12 protein-coding genes are annotated in these 15,949 nt (G+C 59.8%); 2 read left to right on the plus strand and 10 right to left on the minus strand.

Translation table 11 applies throughout. From position 1 onward, the window contains the following. Positions 1–58: 58 nt before the first annotated feature. Positions 59–1,264 carry a lipid II:glycine glycyltransferase FemX gene (locus AC3CD9_RS13930; RefSeq protein WP_488364482.1) on the plus strand — a complete coding sequence of 402 codons (1,206 nt, stop codon included), beginning with the start codon at positions 59–61 and terminating at the stop codon, positions 1,262–1,264. Positions 1,265–1,312: 48 nt separating this feature from the next. Here the strand turns inward: AC3CD9_RS13930 and AC3CD9_RS13935 are convergent, their stop codons facing one another. Continuing rightward, positions 1,313–2,428 carry an ATP-grasp domain-containing protein gene (locus AC3CD9_RS13935; RefSeq protein WP_488367555.1) on the minus strand — a complete coding sequence of 372 codons (1,116 nt, stop codon included), beginning with the start codon at positions 2,426–2,428 and terminating at the stop codon, positions 1,313–1,315. A gap of 315 nt (positions 2,429–2,743) precedes the next feature. Between AC3CD9_RS13935 and AC3CD9_RS13940 the strand changes: the two genes are divergently transcribed. Next, entirely contained in the window at positions 2,744–4,000 is a 1,257-nt protein-coding gene (locus AC3CD9_RS13940; RefSeq protein WP_488364483.1) for a type III PLP-dependent enzyme domain-containing protein, read from the plus strand. Between the two features lie 62 nt (positions 4,001–4,062). Here AC3CD9_RS13940 and AC3CD9_RS13945 read toward each other — a convergent pair whose 3' ends face one another. From AC3CD9_RS13945 to AC3CD9_RS13985, 9 genes are all read right to left on the minus strand, one after another. After that, on the minus strand, positions 4,063–5,097 hold the full coding sequence (locus AC3CD9_RS13945; protein ID WP_488364484.1) for an ATP-grasp domain-containing protein: 1,035 nt from the start codon (positions 5,095–5,097) through the stop codon (positions 4,063–4,065). A 154-nt stretch (positions 5,098–5,251) separates the two neighbouring features. Beyond that, positions 5,252–6,697 carry a hypothetical protein gene (locus AC3CD9_RS13950; protein WP_488364485.1) on the minus strand — a complete coding sequence of 482 codons (1,446 nt, stop codon included), beginning with the start codon at positions 6,695–6,697 and terminating at the stop codon, positions 5,252–5,254. A gap of 168 nt (positions 6,698–6,865) precedes the next feature. Then, the gene (locus AC3CD9_RS13955; protein WP_488364486.1) at positions 6,866–8,416 is read right to left on the minus strand and encodes a tyrosine-protein kinase domain-containing protein; all 1,551 of its coding nucleotides are present in this window, start codon (positions 8,414–8,416) and stop codon (positions 6,866–6,868) included. A gap of 108 nt (positions 8,417–8,524) precedes the next feature. Further along, positions 8,525–9,703 (minus strand): glycosyltransferase family 4 protein, encoded by a 1,179-nt coding sequence (locus AC3CD9_RS13960; protein ID WP_488364487.1) that lies wholly within the window; start codon positions 9,701–9,703, stop codon positions 8,525–8,527. A 4-nt stretch (positions 9,704–9,707) separates the two neighbouring features. Next, positions 9,708–11,069 (minus strand): lipopolysaccharide biosynthesis protein, encoded by a 1,362-nt coding sequence (locus tag AC3CD9_RS13965; RefSeq protein WP_488364488.1) that lies wholly within the window; start codon positions 11,067–11,069, stop codon positions 9,708–9,710. Then, on the minus strand, positions 11,056–11,658 hold the full coding sequence (locus AC3CD9_RS13970; protein ID WP_488364489.1) for a sugar transferase: 603 nt from the start codon (positions 11,656–11,658) through the stop codon (positions 11,056–11,058). Before AC3CD9_RS13970 ends, AC3CD9_RS13965 begins: the two co-directional genes overlap by 14 nt. A 74-nt stretch (positions 11,659–11,732) precedes the next feature. Beyond that, positions 11,733–12,353 (minus strand): arsenate reductase/protein-tyrosine-phosphatase family protein, encoded by a 621-nt coding sequence (locus AC3CD9_RS13975; protein ID WP_488364490.1) that lies wholly within the window; start codon positions 12,351–12,353, stop codon positions 11,733–11,735. A 352-nt stretch (positions 12,354–12,705) separates the two neighbouring features. After that, positions 12,706–13,908 carry a DegT/DnrJ/EryC1/StrS family aminotransferase gene (locus AC3CD9_RS13980; RefSeq protein WP_488364491.1) on the minus strand — a complete coding sequence of 401 codons (1,203 nt, stop codon included), beginning with the start codon at positions 13,906–13,908 and terminating at the stop codon, positions 12,706–12,708. Beyond that, entirely contained in the window at positions 13,905–15,788 is a 1,884-nt protein-coding gene (locus AC3CD9_RS13985; protein ID WP_488364492.1) for a polysaccharide biosynthesis protein, read from the minus strand. Before AC3CD9_RS13985 ends, AC3CD9_RS13980 begins: the two co-directional genes overlap by 4 nt. Positions 15,789–15,949 lie beyond the last annotated feature (161 nt).

The following is a 15,949-nucleotide window of genomic DNA, read 5'->3' on the forward strand; positions in this document are numbered from 1 at the left end:
CACGAAAGTTGCATCGTGATCTGCGGTTACCCCCTTCGCACCTCCGTACCCTGATTCCATGCATACTGTTGAAAGCCTTGAAAGCGCCGAGTACCAGCAGTTCCTCGAAAACTTCGAGACCGCAAGCTACCAGCAGACTCCACAATGGGGAAACGCACGCGGCCAGATCTGGGACTACGAGGTATTGGGTATCCGAGACAGTACGGGAGCACTGGTCGCTGCGACGCTCGTCAAGTTCAGAAATCTGCCTGGGACTCGGCTCCGATTTGCATATATTCCGCAGGGGCCGCTTATCGACTGGGCCGCCCCGGATGCGCTTGAGCAGCTGCAGGCCCTGACCGCACATCTACGCGCAAAGAACATCTTCGCCGTCAGGATCGCTCCGCCGCTGCCGCTGCGAAGCTGGCATGCCGACACTGTGAAAAAGGGACTCGCGGATCCCGGCGTTGTACGATTCGACGATCTCACCCCTGACGAAACCAATCCAGTCGGAACCAATACCGCGCGGCAATTGTCACGACTCGGATGGAAGGAAGTCCGCGGCAACAAAGAAGCCGAAGCCAGCCAGCCCAGGTTCAATTTCCATCTTTCGCTGGAAGGCGGCTCAGAGGAGGCCGTCTCGTCACGAATGTCGAAGACGTGGCGGAAGAACATCCGCAAGGCCGAGCGCGCGGGAGTGCAAGCGCAGACCGGCGAACTGGCAGATCTCGATGAAGTGCTCCGAATATTGGCGGAGACAGCCGACCGCAACCATTTCACTGCAAAGCCTCGAAGCTACATCGAGTCAGTCCTGACAACCTTGGCAGTGGACTTCCCCGGTCGAATCACGTTTGACGTCGCCAGACACAATGGCGAGATACTTGCTGCTGAGGCCACAGCGCAGCTCGGTCGAAGGGTGCAAGGCATATTTGCCGCAACGAGCACGCTCAGGCCCGAGGCGAGACCGTCAAATGCCCTCTATTGGAAGATCATCCGACGTGCTATCGCAGACGGAGTCGAAGTCATCGATATCGGCGGAGTCCAAGATACCTTGGACCCCGATGCTCCGACTGCCGGCCTGATTCACTTCAAAGCCGGCATGGGGGCCGATGCGCACGAATACATCGGCGTCTGGGATCTGCCGCTGCGGCCGCGAATCTACACCGCATTCTCTTCGCTGCTGACGCTTCGGGGCCTAGTCCAATCGGATGCCACGCACAAGATGCGTGACTTCGCCACCCGCCTCGGCGAAAATTCGCGCAGAAGCGTGAAAGTCGGCAGCTGAGAGGGGCTTCATCTCAACCTCACCGAGTTCTCGTCTGGGTCCTCTTCGTCAACCCGTGACGCGAATGCTCTCATATTTTGCGGAGACGACGTCCTGTTCATATCGACTCCAGCCTTCACCGATGTCTACCCCAAAAGCCTGTGCAAGATAATAGAGAGGCACATCTGCACCGGCAAGGTGGACGAATGGATATCCACCGCCGAACCGAGGGTTGATGTCGATCACTGCAGCCTCGCCGAAGTCATCGACGAACACGTCAACGTCGATGAGCCCTGTCAGGTCTGACGCTCCGGCGATCCGCTCAGCGATTCGAGTGAATGGTGCGGGGTCGACGGTCACGGCTTTGTCCGTCTCTCCGGCCCTCATGCGAACCTTGCGGCGCGCCAGCACGCCGCTGAGCATTCCGCTGTCTGTGAGGCTCCCGATGATGTCGACACCGTATTCGGTTCCCGGGAGCTTCGGCTGCACTACAACATCATCCCGGGTACCCGAATGCCCACCTGCCGACGGGGCAGAAAGCGCGGCTTCTGTCACCGCCTGACGAACGTGATCTGTTGAGACCACCCGGAGGCCCGAGGACCCGCTGCCGAATCTGTGCTTGACGACGAACTCGTCGGTCTGAGCACTCAGCTCATCGATTCCTTGGTCATCCGCGCCGCTGACGGTCGCCGGCGTCGGAACCTCGATGGAGGCGAGCATCTTCGCCATCCGCAGCTTGTCTGCGCAGCCGGCCTGCCATGCTGCCGATACTCCCGGCACTAGCACGCCGCTCTCCCGAAGAGAGTTCGCAAGTCCGCTCTTCACATGGACATGCATGAGCTCGTAGTCGTTCGCCGAAACGAAGATCTTGGCGTCGAATTCGACAACCAGGCGCATCAGCTCTGGACCATAGTCCGGATCATCGTATTTCGGCAGACTCCGGCCGACGTCGCCGTAGGAAGCGGAGGAGCTTGTCGGATCGTTTTCGGCAACGATCACTCGCCCTTCGAGGCCAAGAGCTTCGAAAGCCTCGCGAAACCAGTCGATGAGGTACAGACGCCTCCCGGCTGAGCTGATGATGATCGTCTCTTGCTTTGCTGTCATACCGTCCTCCTCGGTCTGGTCTGAGTCTCCCCGGCCGGAAGGCGTCGGGGAGTGCAGTCGGCGGCTTCTTCGGTTGGACACGACTGGCAACCAGCTTCCGTTTCAACCGCGAATGAGACCACACGAGTCAGCACGCTCACTGGGTACATCAAGCGAATTCTGTATAGATGGATTTCACCCGGACCAAAATCATGAATTACAGAATTCAAACATCAGGACGCAGGAGATTACTGCGAAAACTGAGATTCAGATCTGCCCGCGCTAACTTGATTCTATTTCTATCATCGGACGCCCCGATGGCAGTATGCGGTTCTCCGCAATAAACAGCGGAACGCACCCGCACCCCAACTGCTCTCCGTAGACTGCTTGAATACACGACATGAAACACAGAAGAGGGTGATTGAAGTGGCGCAGCACGGGACCCGGCAGCACGAGCCCCAAACGCCGGCTTTTGTCTTGGACTCATCAGTCCTCGAAGAATTCATCGATAGATTTCGCCAAGCACTTTTGAATCAATGGCCGAATTCAGTGCTGTCATATTCTTTCAAAACGAATGCGCTGCCATGGCTTCTGTCTTTCATGAATACGCAAGGCGTCTGGGCAGAGGTGGTATCGGATGCCGAGTACCAACTTGCGCTTTCCGTGGGATATCGCCCGGATCGCATCGTATTCAATGGCCCGGTCAAGAGTCGGCAGCGCTTGCGGCAAGCCCTCGCCCACGGGTCAGTCGTCAACCTGGATTCAAAACGAGAGGTCAGGTGGGCCGCCGAGTTTGCCAAGGAGGAGCCCGAGCAGACGCTTTCAGTGGGATTGCGTGTCAATTGGAATCTCGAAGAGAGATGTCCCGGGGAGAGCACGACGTCGGGACAGCACAGCCGTTTCGGGTTCAATGCGGAAAACGGTGAACTCGGCGCAGCGATGTCCACGCTGAAGGCCGCAGGGGTGAGGGTGGCTGGTCTCCATATGCACCGGAATTCGCTCACACAGAGTTTGGGAGTCTATAAGGCGTCGGCAGAACTCGCTGCCGAGCTCATCTCCGAGTTCGACCTCGATCTCGAATGGATCGATATCGGCGGCGGGTTCTTCGGCAGTCCTGTCGGAGCTCCGACATTCGACCAATATGTGTCGACGATTCGCAGAGGACTCGAGGGAGCGGTCGATATCGATCGAACTCAATTGATCGTCGAACCGGGCGGTTCCCTCATCGCAGTGCCTGTGGAATTTCATTCACAAGTAGTCGACGTCAAAGACGTCGGAGATCACCGGTACGTTGTCACCGATGCCAGCCGTACCGATATCGATCCCCTTTTTCGGAGGCAGCGGGAGTTCGATGTGCGAATCGATGCCGCTTCTGAGGAATCGTTTCCAGAACAGGTTATCTGCGGATTCACCTGTATGGAGGACGATCGCCTGACAGTCCTGAGAGACGCGCCGCAGCTGTCGGAAGGTGACCGGATCGTCTTCTACCGGGTCGGCGCCTACACGATGTCCTACCAGTCGTCCTTCATCGAATTCCCTCCAGCTGTCTTCGTCCGGAACGACGATTCTCTGAAATTGGTGAGGCGGAGGGGCTCCGTGGCCGATTATCTGAGCGGACATTCGTGGCTCGATGCCACGGCATCGGTACCCGCCCCGGTCGCGGCTGGTTCTTGACAGAACCTCAGGCAGGGCCCTGAAACTCCTCATCGGCTCGTGCTGGCCGTTGGTCGGCGCTATCAACGGAGAACGGAGAATTCGTCTCTTCTCGCCGTCGTCACCCCGACTTCATAGTCCAACAGCGACGGAGCATCGGCCAGTCCCGCCAATTCACGGACCAGATAGGCGGGAACATCCGATCCCGCAAGGTGACAGAACGGGTACCCTCCACCGAACCGCGGATTGATATCGATGATCTGAGGGGACCCGTCGGCGTCTTCTTTGAAGTCGACATCGATCGGCCCCACTGGCCTGAGGAGGCCCCCGAGTTCGACCAGTGCCCGGGTGAAGCCCTTCGCCGCGACAGTTGTAGCGACGTCGGTGTCTCCGCCTCTCATCCGGTCCTTGCGCCGCGCAAGTGCCCCATTCAGACGGCCGGTCCCGTCGAGGGCAAACACACCATCGACGCCGAACTCCGTTCCAGGCAAGAGGGTCTGGATGATGACGGCGTCGTCGCCGTGAGTTGTCGGTCGTCCGCCTGCGTCTCTTGCCGTCTTCGCCGATTCGATGACCATTTCCTGCAGAGTCTCACCAGTGGCAATGCGAAGCCCGTCTGATCCGCTTCCGAAACGGTGTTTGACCATGAATCTGCCACCCGAGTTCGTCGCCTGCGCCATGTCAGCCTCACTGCCGAGCCAGGTTACAGGGGTGGGAAGTCCTCGGTCACGCAGTCTCGCAGCCATCAGATGTTTGTCGAGGACGATGTTCTGCGCCTCGGCGTCGAGTGCTGCGACCGTGCAGCCACCCTTGCGCAGCTCTTCTGCCAGGCCGCCGGCCAATACCTGAAGCTCGTAGTCATTGACTGAGACAAAGAGGTCAGGCGATTCTCTCCGAACCCAGCTCAATACCTCTTCGCGATACTCAGGAGAGTTGTATGCCGGCATCACCACGCCACGGTCTGCCAGAGACAAGGTCGGTGCCGTATCTCGATACTCGAACGCGATGATTTCGCCGTGGGTTCCCTCGGATCGCAAGGCCGTCTTGAACCACTCCACATAATGCGCCCGGTGCGCGGCAGAGGCAATGACAACCTTCAGCCCGTTCGAATTCTTCATCCGAAATCCTCCTTCGAGTGCGTTTCGACATTCACACCGACCACTCGGATCACTGTATCGAAACAGGCAGTACTGACTGAGCACGAAGACAGCAGCAAGCGCCGACGCACGCACGCTTTGCTCTTCTCACCCGAAGTCGGGCCGAGATCGACGATCATCGTGGTCCCGTTGCGGTTGAGAATTTCACATAGTGGGCCGTTCGCCGGCGTCGGCGGCTGAGGGAATCGGCAGATGAGTATTCTTTGTCAGCGGGTTTCGTCTGCTCCCGTGGCTGAAAGGAGACGAATTGCGGAATGACTCGCCGCGGAACGTAGAAGGTGAGCAGCCAGAGGACGACGAGTGCTGCAATTCGCGCGTACATTCGCACTATCCATGTGTGGAATCCGGACCAGACTATGTCCCCGACTCCGCCCAATAGGGCTGCGAAGAACACCAAGAGCAGAAGGTCGCGTGGCCCCTGGACAGTACGGCGGTAGCTGCGGATCGTCCATGAGTCGATGCGATCAAGCATCACAGCGAGAAGCGGGACCCCGACCACCAAGCCCAGCGCTCCGAAATTCCACCAGAGATCACCATAGACGGTTGCCACCGTGGAGAATCCGGTTTCATACAGCTGCGGATCTGTCAGAGCAGCGAGTTGATAGCCGATAGCGTCGGGTATCCAGTCAGGCGCAAAGCCATCGGGCAGCGCTGCCCGCAATGGTGACAGAAGCGATGCTCCGAGAGTCGGGAGACCTCCGAGGTCGAAGTCATGTATCAGTGACCCGAAGTTGCCGATGCCGACAAACATCGACGAGAGGCCGGTGTCGTTCCCGTGCTCGCCGCTCAACGAAGTTTCGTATTCCCTTCGCCATACACCCAACACCGCAAGAATCATCGGGGCAAGGAATACTCCGACGACTTTCAGCCATTGACGACCATACCTGAGGAAGAAGATGTAGACAGCAGCCAAGATGAGCGCAATGGCCCGCAGACGGCCGGTCCCCGAAATGATGGCGGTCGGATACACCAGAAGTGCACCGGCGATGGTCGCTGTATTCCAGGGGTTCTTCAGACCGCGCGGGCTGAGCAGAATCGCAATGCAGATGAGCAGAATCGCTGATGACCCGAATCCGTCTGACAGCACCCCTAGCCGATCTCCTAGAAGAACTGTGGCCGCGAGTGTGACGGCTCCGGCGCCGAGGGCCCACCGCACGTAGCGGATAGGCAGCACCAACTCATCCGGACGTCCTATCGAATCGGATCTCAGGCAGAGCATTCCGATCCCGATCTGAGTCAGCGTGCTGCCGAACAAAGCCGTATTGAGGTAGGCCTCAGGGTGGGAGCCGACGATAAAAGACGGATCTGGTATGACGAGCAATCCGCTGACTCCGACGATTGCCGCACTCGATGCCATGAACAGTCCCGGCATAGTGATCCGATCCCGTCCGAGGATCACGAAAAGCGTCATGCCGTGGGCAAAGGAAATTGCGGCGATGACCCCACTCGAAGATGCGGCTGCTTCGACGTCCGTAGAGAACCATATGCGAGCAACGACGACGATCAGCACACAGACTGCGGTCAATGACGCCACGAAGATCGCAGAATGAGCAGGGTCCATGAGGGCACCCGTCCGGGGCACGGACGGGCTCTGCTGGGTGCGGACAGATGACGGCACAGTCATTCGCCTTCTGCGAAGCTGACCGAAATCCAGATCGCACGCAGAACCGCTCCTTCGAGCTTCCTCGGCGGCTCACCACATTTCGCGGTTCCATCCCGTTGCAAGAACTCAATCATTGCTGATCGCCCAGGCCCCAGGGAATACAGATCTACCACCCGTATCCCGACGACGAGAACTGTCAGAAGCTGAGAGGGGGATCTCACGGTCGGAATCTGGCGGAGCCTCCACCTGCCCGACCGCCAGCTGCTTCGAATAGATGGTCTCCTTCTCAGCGTGGTGCGCCCAAGTGTCGGGATCTTTCCGAATAGAATGCGCGGCATAGCTGCTGCCATAGCTCTGCGAATATGCTGTGCCTGTGGTCCGGGGTACCCCATTGAGCACGAGTCCGAGAAGGCGCGCCCGCACGAGTTGGATCTTTCGCAGCGCTTGAGTGATCTGTGTTCGACGCACAACCCCGTTTCGAGCGACGAAGACGGTTCCAGACACTCGAGTAGCCATCGCTATTGCGTCTGTCGCAGCTAGCACTGGTGCAGAGTCCAGGACAACGGCGTCGTACTGCTTGGTGGCTTCTTCGAGGAAAACTGTCATCTGCTCGCTATCCAGCAGTTCAGCCGGGTTCGGGGGTATTGGTCCGCTCGCAAGAACGGCCAGATTGGCGAGTTCCATAGGCTGGACGACGTCTTTCAACTCAGTATCCCCGATCAGCACTGTTGACAAGCCTGCGCCCCCTTCTATTCCGAGATACCGGTGCACCGAGGGATCGCGTAGATCAGCATCGACAAGAAGCACGCGGTCCCCGCCGCGGGCGAGGGCGGAAGCGAGGTTGATGGAGGTCACCGATTTTCCTTCGCCTTTCACGGAAGACGTCACGAGCAGAGATCGGCTCCTGCCCCGCGGCTCAAGGAAGCGGAGATTCGACCGCAGCTCCCGGTACGGTTCAGCCTGAACGTTCTGCGATCCGTGCTCTGAAACGAAGACGTGGTTCTCTCCTGCAGTGATCAGCGGGACCGTCCCGATCACCGCAGCGTCGGTCAGCTGCTCAATGTGATCTGCTTTGCGCACTTTGTTGTCCAGTCGATCTCTGAGCACGGCGGACAACATCCCTGCGAGTATTGCGGCGATCAGACCGAGCACGAAGTTCTGTGTGAGGTTCGGCGAGGACGGCGCTTTCGGCGCCGTGGCCGGAGTGACGACCGTCAGTTGAACTGTCGCCTTTCCGCTGGTGGTTTCGAGGTCTGCGACCTGCTCTTGCAGGCTTTCAGCCACCGCATTCGCAAGTTTCGCCGACGCTTCGGAACCGTCTGCTTTTGCGGTGATCGAGATGAGAAGAGTGTCTTCGGGGACATCGGCTGAGACCCTGTCAGAGATCTGTCCGGCGTCGGCATCCAAGTCGAGCGATCTGATGGCGGGATCAAGCACGATAGGAGTGGTAACGAGATCCGCATAGGTGTCGATCTGCTGCCGAGCGTAATCAGCCGCGGCCGAACGGTCGGTGACCGAATTGCCGGGATCGGTGCGGACGAAGACATTTGCGGACGACTCGTACACAGGGGGCTGCAGCGCCGTGATCCCGGCTACCGCAGCTATCACGACGAAGGCGGTCGACAATGCGTAGACCCACCGTTCGCGGAGGATCGTCAAATAGTGCTGAACAATCATGATCGTTCACTTCCTGCGCGGCAGTGTTCAGTTGGCTGAGAGGTGTGAGAAAGAAGTGCGCGGCACTGCCCATGTGGGTGGACATGCTCACCCGGGGAGCATCCACGATCAATGCGCATCAAGGACCACTCCTCCGAGGCGTTCGTACGTCTTTGACCGGTCGAAATGGTCTTCGGCCATTCGTCTGGATCCTCGGCCGCGCTCTGCCAGTCGACGGTCATTGGCCGTGTTCTTGAGGGCCTCTGCGAATGCGGCCGGAGTCGATTCGCAGCTGATACCCGCTCCATACTCGGTGAGAAGATCTTGGTACTCGGCACATTGCTGAGAGTTGACGACGGGGAGTCCTGCGGCTGCATAATCGCAGACTTTGTTGATGATGCTGGCCGCCGAGTTCGCAACAATGGGATTGATGGCAATATCGCACCCCCGCAGACGCGAGACCATCTCCGGGTATTCGAGCTTGCCGTAGAACACTACGTCCTCATCCAGATCCCCTGCTTCCTCACGCCATCGATCTTCGAAGGGACCCGTACCCATTACGTGCAGGCGCATGTGGATGCCTTCCTTTCTCAGTTCGCGAAGCGCCCCGAACACCGAAGGCAGGTCGTAACTGTGTCCCAGAGTTCCGATATATGCGAGCTCTGCGATTCCTGTTCGGGGAGGACGCAGAACCGGATAGGTGTCGAATTTCGTCAGATCCGACCCGAGGTACACGGTGGAGACAGTTGAACCGTCCCTACGTGCCGAACTCACTCGTTCTGAATAGGTTTCGGAGACGGTCACAACTGCATCCGCAGCCCGGTAGATCGCCTCGGCACGCCTGCGGATGGGGATCAGAGCCTGGCGCACCATCCAGCGTGGTCGCAAAACCATCTCAAAGGCCTCTGGCCATAGGTCCTGCACGTCGAGGATGAATCTCACTTCGTTCTTCTCCGCGAATTCGGCTGCGGCATGCGCCACCTCGAGAGAAGGCATGGAACAGTAGATGATGTCCGGGACCTTCCGCCGCCGCAGGTATTCAGCAAGGTTCCTGCCGAGGGCTCGGTGACTGCGCAGACGACCGGCAGAGACGTTGCTCCGATACGGCGGTTCATGCACATAGGTGGTCGAGTACAGCGGGTTCCGTTCCACCGAAGTGTCGCGTTGTGTCTTGAACGCGTGCTGGAACGAGGACGTGACCAGCTCGACTTCTGCACCGCGGCGAGAAAGAATGCTCGCCAAGCTGTCGAAGCGATCGTTCGGCAGCCATCCAGTTGCTGTGTAATGGGCGATCATCAATACGTCCATGACTTCACTTCCTTGTCCGGTCCGGATATCGGTCTATGAGCTCGACGTCAGATCCTGCAGGCATTGCTGCCGACGGTGCGATGTCTGACAAGTCCGCGCCACCATCGGCAACGGCAGCGCTCGGCTCATCTGCATACGACTGCTTTGCTTTGCGCCTGACCACCCGTGCGAGCGTGAAGGCACCGGCAGCGGCGCAGACGGCGTATCCGATGATGGATCCGTAGGCCGCGCCGAACATTCCGTAGTGCGGAATCAGAATGATGTATGCAATGAGCGAGGCCATGGTGCCGATGATTTCGACGACCGACACCGTTCCCGGGGAGTCCGCTGCGATGAGGAGGCCCTGTTGAACGCGTGTTACTCCGAAGATGACGGCGGATACAGCCAATGGGATGATAGCGGCCGCCGCTGGCGCATATGAGTCCGGCAGAACAAAGACGATCATGGCGTATGCTGCGGCTGCGAGTACCGTGGCAGAAGCCACCAGCAACAGAACGCTTCGGGCGATTATTCGCACCACCGGGAAGGAATGGGAAGAGAAGCCCTGAGACCAATTCCGCAATGAAGCATCAACCCACTGCTGCACCGGCCAGGTGGCCATCTCGAGAACAGTGGCTACAGTGACATAAAGACCGAGTGCGGCCGAACTGCTCAAGATCGGAAGAAGCAGCCGATCGGATCGAAGCATGGCGGAATTGCTGAATTCGGATGGGAGCAGCACCCAGCCCCGCCGGCGGAGCCCTCGCTTCTCAGTTCGGTTGGGTTCCAAGTGCTTCGAGGGGCGGGGTGCGACAAACAAGAGGACCGCGGTCGGTACCGCGGAGGCCGCATAGGCCCACATCCACACCACTGGGTCATTCACACCGATCAGCACCAGCAATACCGCTCCGACGACGATGATCAGCTGGGTAACGATCGCATTGACGGCAAACCATTTCCACTCACGGCTGCACACATAGGCGACGCGCAGAGCATGCACCAATGAATTGAGCGCAACGTAGGCGGCAATCGCGATCACACCCATCCACATCCATCTGGTGCTGAACGGTGACAGCGCTGCTGCGATGAAGGCGATGGGCAGAACACAGAGAGTGCCGGGCGTCACCATGCGTGCAAAGACACGATATTCGGTGCCAAATCCTCCAGAACGCGTAGCGATGAAGGGCCGTTCGAGTCCCATGACCGCGAACACGGAAAGGAAGTATGCCAATTGCAGTGCAAATGCCAGGTCTCCGCGCCCCGCCGGGCTCAACACGACAGCGGCCAGCAGATTGACTGCCACTGCACCACCGGCCGCCAAGATCTGGGCTGCCACCAAAACTGCTGCGGCGATCTTCGTGCCCCTCGGCCCTTCACTGGTTGACATCACTGGAGTTCTCCCATCCAGTGAACACAGGCATGGTGTCGTGCCCGTGTTTGCTGATTCCTCGCCGACTGACGACTGTTCGCACCGTCTGCAGAAGGATTGAGAAGTCGAGTCGCAGACATCTGCCGTCGACGTAGTCCACGTCGAGGCGGAAACGGTCTGCCCACTCAAGATCGTTGCGGCCCTTGACCTGTGCCAATCCGGTGATGCCAGGACGAACCTCATGCCGTCGAGCCTGCTCAAGCGTATAGAGATCGAGATATTCGACAATCAATGGTCGCGGACCGACAAAGCTCATATCACCGCACACGACATTCCACAGCGAAGGGAGTTCGTCGAGGCTCGAAGCGCGTAGGAACCGGCCGAGCCGCGTCAGGCGCTGCCCGTCAGTCACACGCTCTCCGTCGGGCTCCACCATGGTTCGGAACTTCAGAATGTCGAAGACCTTGCCGCCCAGCCCGGGCCGAGGCTGCCGGAAAAGCACCGGTCGACCGTGGACTGCCAGGACGACAAGGGCCACTCCGGCGGTCACAGGGGACGCCAAGATGAGTCCGACCACGCTGAAGCAGATATCGGCAATTCGTTTCACATTGTCATAAGAGTTCCGTCCGCCCGGTGTGTGCGCACGTCGCGTACTCATTGCCGCCGACTGTCGTCTACCTTTCAACATCGTTCCCCCTCGCCGAGGTTCAGCGCTCTTTGAAACAGAACCGATACCCCTTCGACGGCAGGGGCGAGTTGGAGGGCTGAAAGTGCATAGATGTCCCGAGAGCAGCCGTACGGGTCAACGACATCGTCGTGCGCCGGAAGTGTGAGATTCCGTCTCCTACTTCGACGCCGACCGGCTGCTTCGACTGCAGCACGCAAGCGGGTTGCGCGGTCAGCTGTCGGAACTGCACCTTCAGTCACAATGTCCTCATCTCGAGCGACTGCCGCGAGACTCGAAAGCTCTCGGATTGTAAAAGTTCTGCGAACGATGCGAGGGTTGAGCTCGACGACCTCACGCCTTTGATCGCGTGTCATCGTGAGAACGAGATCAGCAGCGCCGAGCAGATCTTCGTCCACTTGTCGAGCGTGCTCGGCCCTTCCCTCGATGACCCCCATGAACCCAGCGATCTCCCAGACTTCTTCCGGCGTCCGATGCCCCAGGGCCGCACGAGTGCCGGCCGAATGAACGCGGATCTCGCAGACTTCGGCAAATCGCTGCGCAAGCGCGAGCTCTGCCAGGGGCGACCGGCAGAGATTGCCCGTGCACACCGTGAGGACATTGAATTCTTCCGACATCAGCTCTTGACCGTCCGCCTGCAACTCATATACGCGACCGCAGATTCCACCCGATCGGTGTTCACCATGTCTGTACCCTCCTTGACCATGGAATCCGTGCGACAGATCCGAACCGAAGCGCGCGATTCCCTTGCGGCAGCTCGCAGAACGATGCCGCACTGCCCGCCCGGTGGTCGAAGCCCGGAGGCGAGTTCGAAGTCACGCTATCTTCGATAGTTCCTGCCCGGCCCATTCCGGTCCTTGCCCTGCGGAGGCCCGCATAGGGAGTGCGGATGTCCACTCTCGCTATGCCGTCTCCACAGGAAACGAGCCTTGAACTGTTGGCTCGGCAGTTCGACACTCATCGCGGGGCTCAACGAGCTCGCCGGTCGAGGAACACTTCGACGGTCGCGATGACCCGTTCGACATCGGCATCACTCATCGTCGATCCGCTCGGCAGGTTGAGCCCGGAGGCGAAGATGCCTTCGGAGACCTCACCCCCATACATCTGAGTTCCTGCGAAGACCGGCTGCAGATGCATCGGCTTCCACAGCGGCCGAGTCTCGATATCGTGCTCGGCCAGCCACGCACCCAGCTCGGGGGCGCTGAAACCGGATCGTTGAGCGTCGACGAGGATCGCCGACAGCCAGGCGTTGTCACGGTGTTCGTTGTCGTCACCGAAGAGAGTGACCCCGTCAGTCACCGCGACGATCGAGTCGCGATAACGGCCGCGGATCTCCCGACGGCGTTCGACCAGACCATCGAGTCGAGCCAGCTGAGCCCGCCCGAGTGCAGCAAGCAGATTGCTCAGACGGTAGTTGAAGCCGATCGCCCTGTGTTCATAATGTGCCACTGGCTCTCTGGCCTGAGTCGACAGATACCTGGCGTAGTCAGCCAAATGCTCATCATCCGTGAGCAGCGCTCCCCCACCCGAGGTGGTCATGATCTTGTTCCCGTTGAAGGACACCACCGCAGCCTCGCCGAGGCCGCCGCAGGCGTGGTCGCGATAGCGGGATCCCAGCGATTCCGCGGCATCGACGAGGACCGGAACGTCGAATTCGGCAGCGATCGGAAGAATCCGGTCATAGTCCGCGGGCCGACCCAACAGGTCGACTGGGACGATGGCCGCAGGCTTCGTTCCGCTCAAGATCGAATCTTTCAGTGCCCGATGGAGCTGAATCGGATCCATGTTCCCGTCGGCGACGCAGTCGACGAACAGGGGTTCAGCCCCGCAGTAGGTGATGGCATTCGCCGTCGCTGCGAACGTCATCGTCGAAGTGATCACCCGGTCTCCCGGTTTCACTCCGAGGCCCAGCAGACCGAGATGCAGAGCGGCTGTACCAGACGACAGTCCGACCGCGTAGGCGACTCCGACCCTTTCTGCCAGTTCCTTCTCAAAGGCTTCGAGGTCGGGGCCGACGGGGGCGATCCATCCGCCACGGAAGGCACGGAGCAGGTATTCTTCTTCGAGATCTCCGACGTCTGGTCCCGACAGCAGAATTCTCTTGGCAGCCTGGATGATCTGAGTCGGAGCTGCCATCTGAGGCTTCGTCGGCACCGCATCCGAAATCGTCATGGCCTGACCTCATCCTTCACCAGCTTGACCGGCGCCGGCAGGTAGGCGGGTCCACCGACGGGTTCTCGGCGCCCGACTTCCCGTTGAGGCCGACAGGAGCGGTCACAGAAGACGTCGATGACGCCGCGGTCAGCCGTGAACTCAGGAAGATCGACGGGTGAGAGAACCGGTGCCTCAACGCGGCTGATCTTGTCGTGGATGCGGATGACGGTGCCTTCATAGTCACCGAAGAGCTCCTCGTCGAGCTTCTCACCCTCACGCAGACCGGTATAGACGATCTCGGTATTCTGATTCGACATCGCAACCAGGCTCCGGGCGATGTCGACGATGCGCACAGGTTCACCCATGTCGAGAACCATGACGTAGCCGTCCTCGCCGATCGTCGTCGCCTGCAGCACCAGCTGACAGGCCTCCGGGATGGTCATGAAGAAGCGTCGGACCTCCGGATCGGTGACCGTGATCGGACCGCCCTGTCGGATCTGCTCCTGGAAGGACAGGAGCACCGAACCACGGGAACCCAGAACATTGCCGAAGCGAACCGAGAGGTAAGTGCCTGGCGACTTCGCTGCGAATCCGCTGACGAGTCTTTCGGCGATCCGTTTGCTCCGGCCGAGCTCGCTCGTCGGTGCGGCGGCCTTGTCCGTCGAGATGTTGACGAAGGTTTCGACTCCGACTGCGCGTGCTGCTTCGAGGACATTGAGGGTGCCGTGGACATTCGTCTTCCACGCCTCCTCGGGGAACCGCTGCAGCATCGGCAGATGTTTGAGCGCCGCCGCGTGGAAGACGATCTGCGGCTTCGCCTCGGCGAAGATATGATCAAGTGCGGCCCGATCTCGGATGTCGGCAAGCACCGTGTTCGGCGACATCAGCAGCGCCGAGCCGTAGAGCGTGAGTTCGACTCCATGCAGCGCCGTCTCATCCCGATCGAGCATGACGAGACTCTCCGGATGGAGAGCGAACAGCTGCCGGCAGAGTTCGCTGCCGATCGATCCACCCGCTCCCGTGACGAGAACCCGTTTGCCGGCCACCTTCTTGGCGATCTCTGCCAGATCGGTGTGCACCGGGGCACGGCCGATGAGGTCTTCGACCTTGATATCGCGGATATCGCCGATCTCGACCTTTCGATTGACCATCTCGGCCAGCGGGGGGATCGTCCTCAGCCATTTCCCTGTCGGCTCCAGACGCTCACGACATTTCTGCAGGAATTCCGCGTCGGAATCAGCGATTGCGACGATGACTCCAGCTGCATTCAGCCACTCGGCCGCCTCGGCGATGTCCTTACTCGTCCCACGGACCCGAACTCCGTGGATGCTCAGATGACGTTTGTGCGGATCATCATCGATGAGCCCGACGGGCAGATACTCACCGTCAGGGTTCGAGAGCATCTGGCGGATCAGGGATTCAGCCGCGTCGCCGGCGCCGACGACGAGTACTCGCTCGCCCCGCAGGGGACGGGTCGCGATCTGGTGGGACCAGCGGATGAGGTAACGGCTGCCGGTCATGAAGATGACTGCGGAGAAGACAGTGAGCAGGACGAACGGCGAATCCCCCAAGGTGACGGCCATCAGTCCGCACGCAACGATCAGGGCGATGACGGCGATACGGCCGTATTCGGCAAAACTTCCGTAGTGATAGCGACTGCGATAGAGACCGGTGAGCAGGCCGAGGAGCACTTGCAGAACCACTGCCGCCCCAAGCGCGGAACCGAGTTCGACTCCGCTGACGACTCCTGGACCCATGACTGTCGAGGCGAGCAGGCCGGCAGCCGTCCAAGCGACGAGATCGAGGACGAGCTGGAGCCTGGTCTTGCCCTTCCAGATCCGCGTTGTCAGCCGTGCCGGCCACGTCGGTCCAGAAGTCGCTGAAGGTGGCGAAGCCACACCGCCAGCCCTCCCCCGGGTGAGTGGATTCGGATGTTCTGACACAGTCATCGTGATCTCCCATGTTCGACTCTCCCGGCCCCGTCACTGTGGCGGCCGGGCATCGTCGGTGAGAGCCGACGATGCTGCGATTCCAACTGCGGAATGCGTCGACTTCACGC

The sequence above is a fragment of the Brevibacterium sp. MGP-B1 genome (assembly GCF_057766545.1).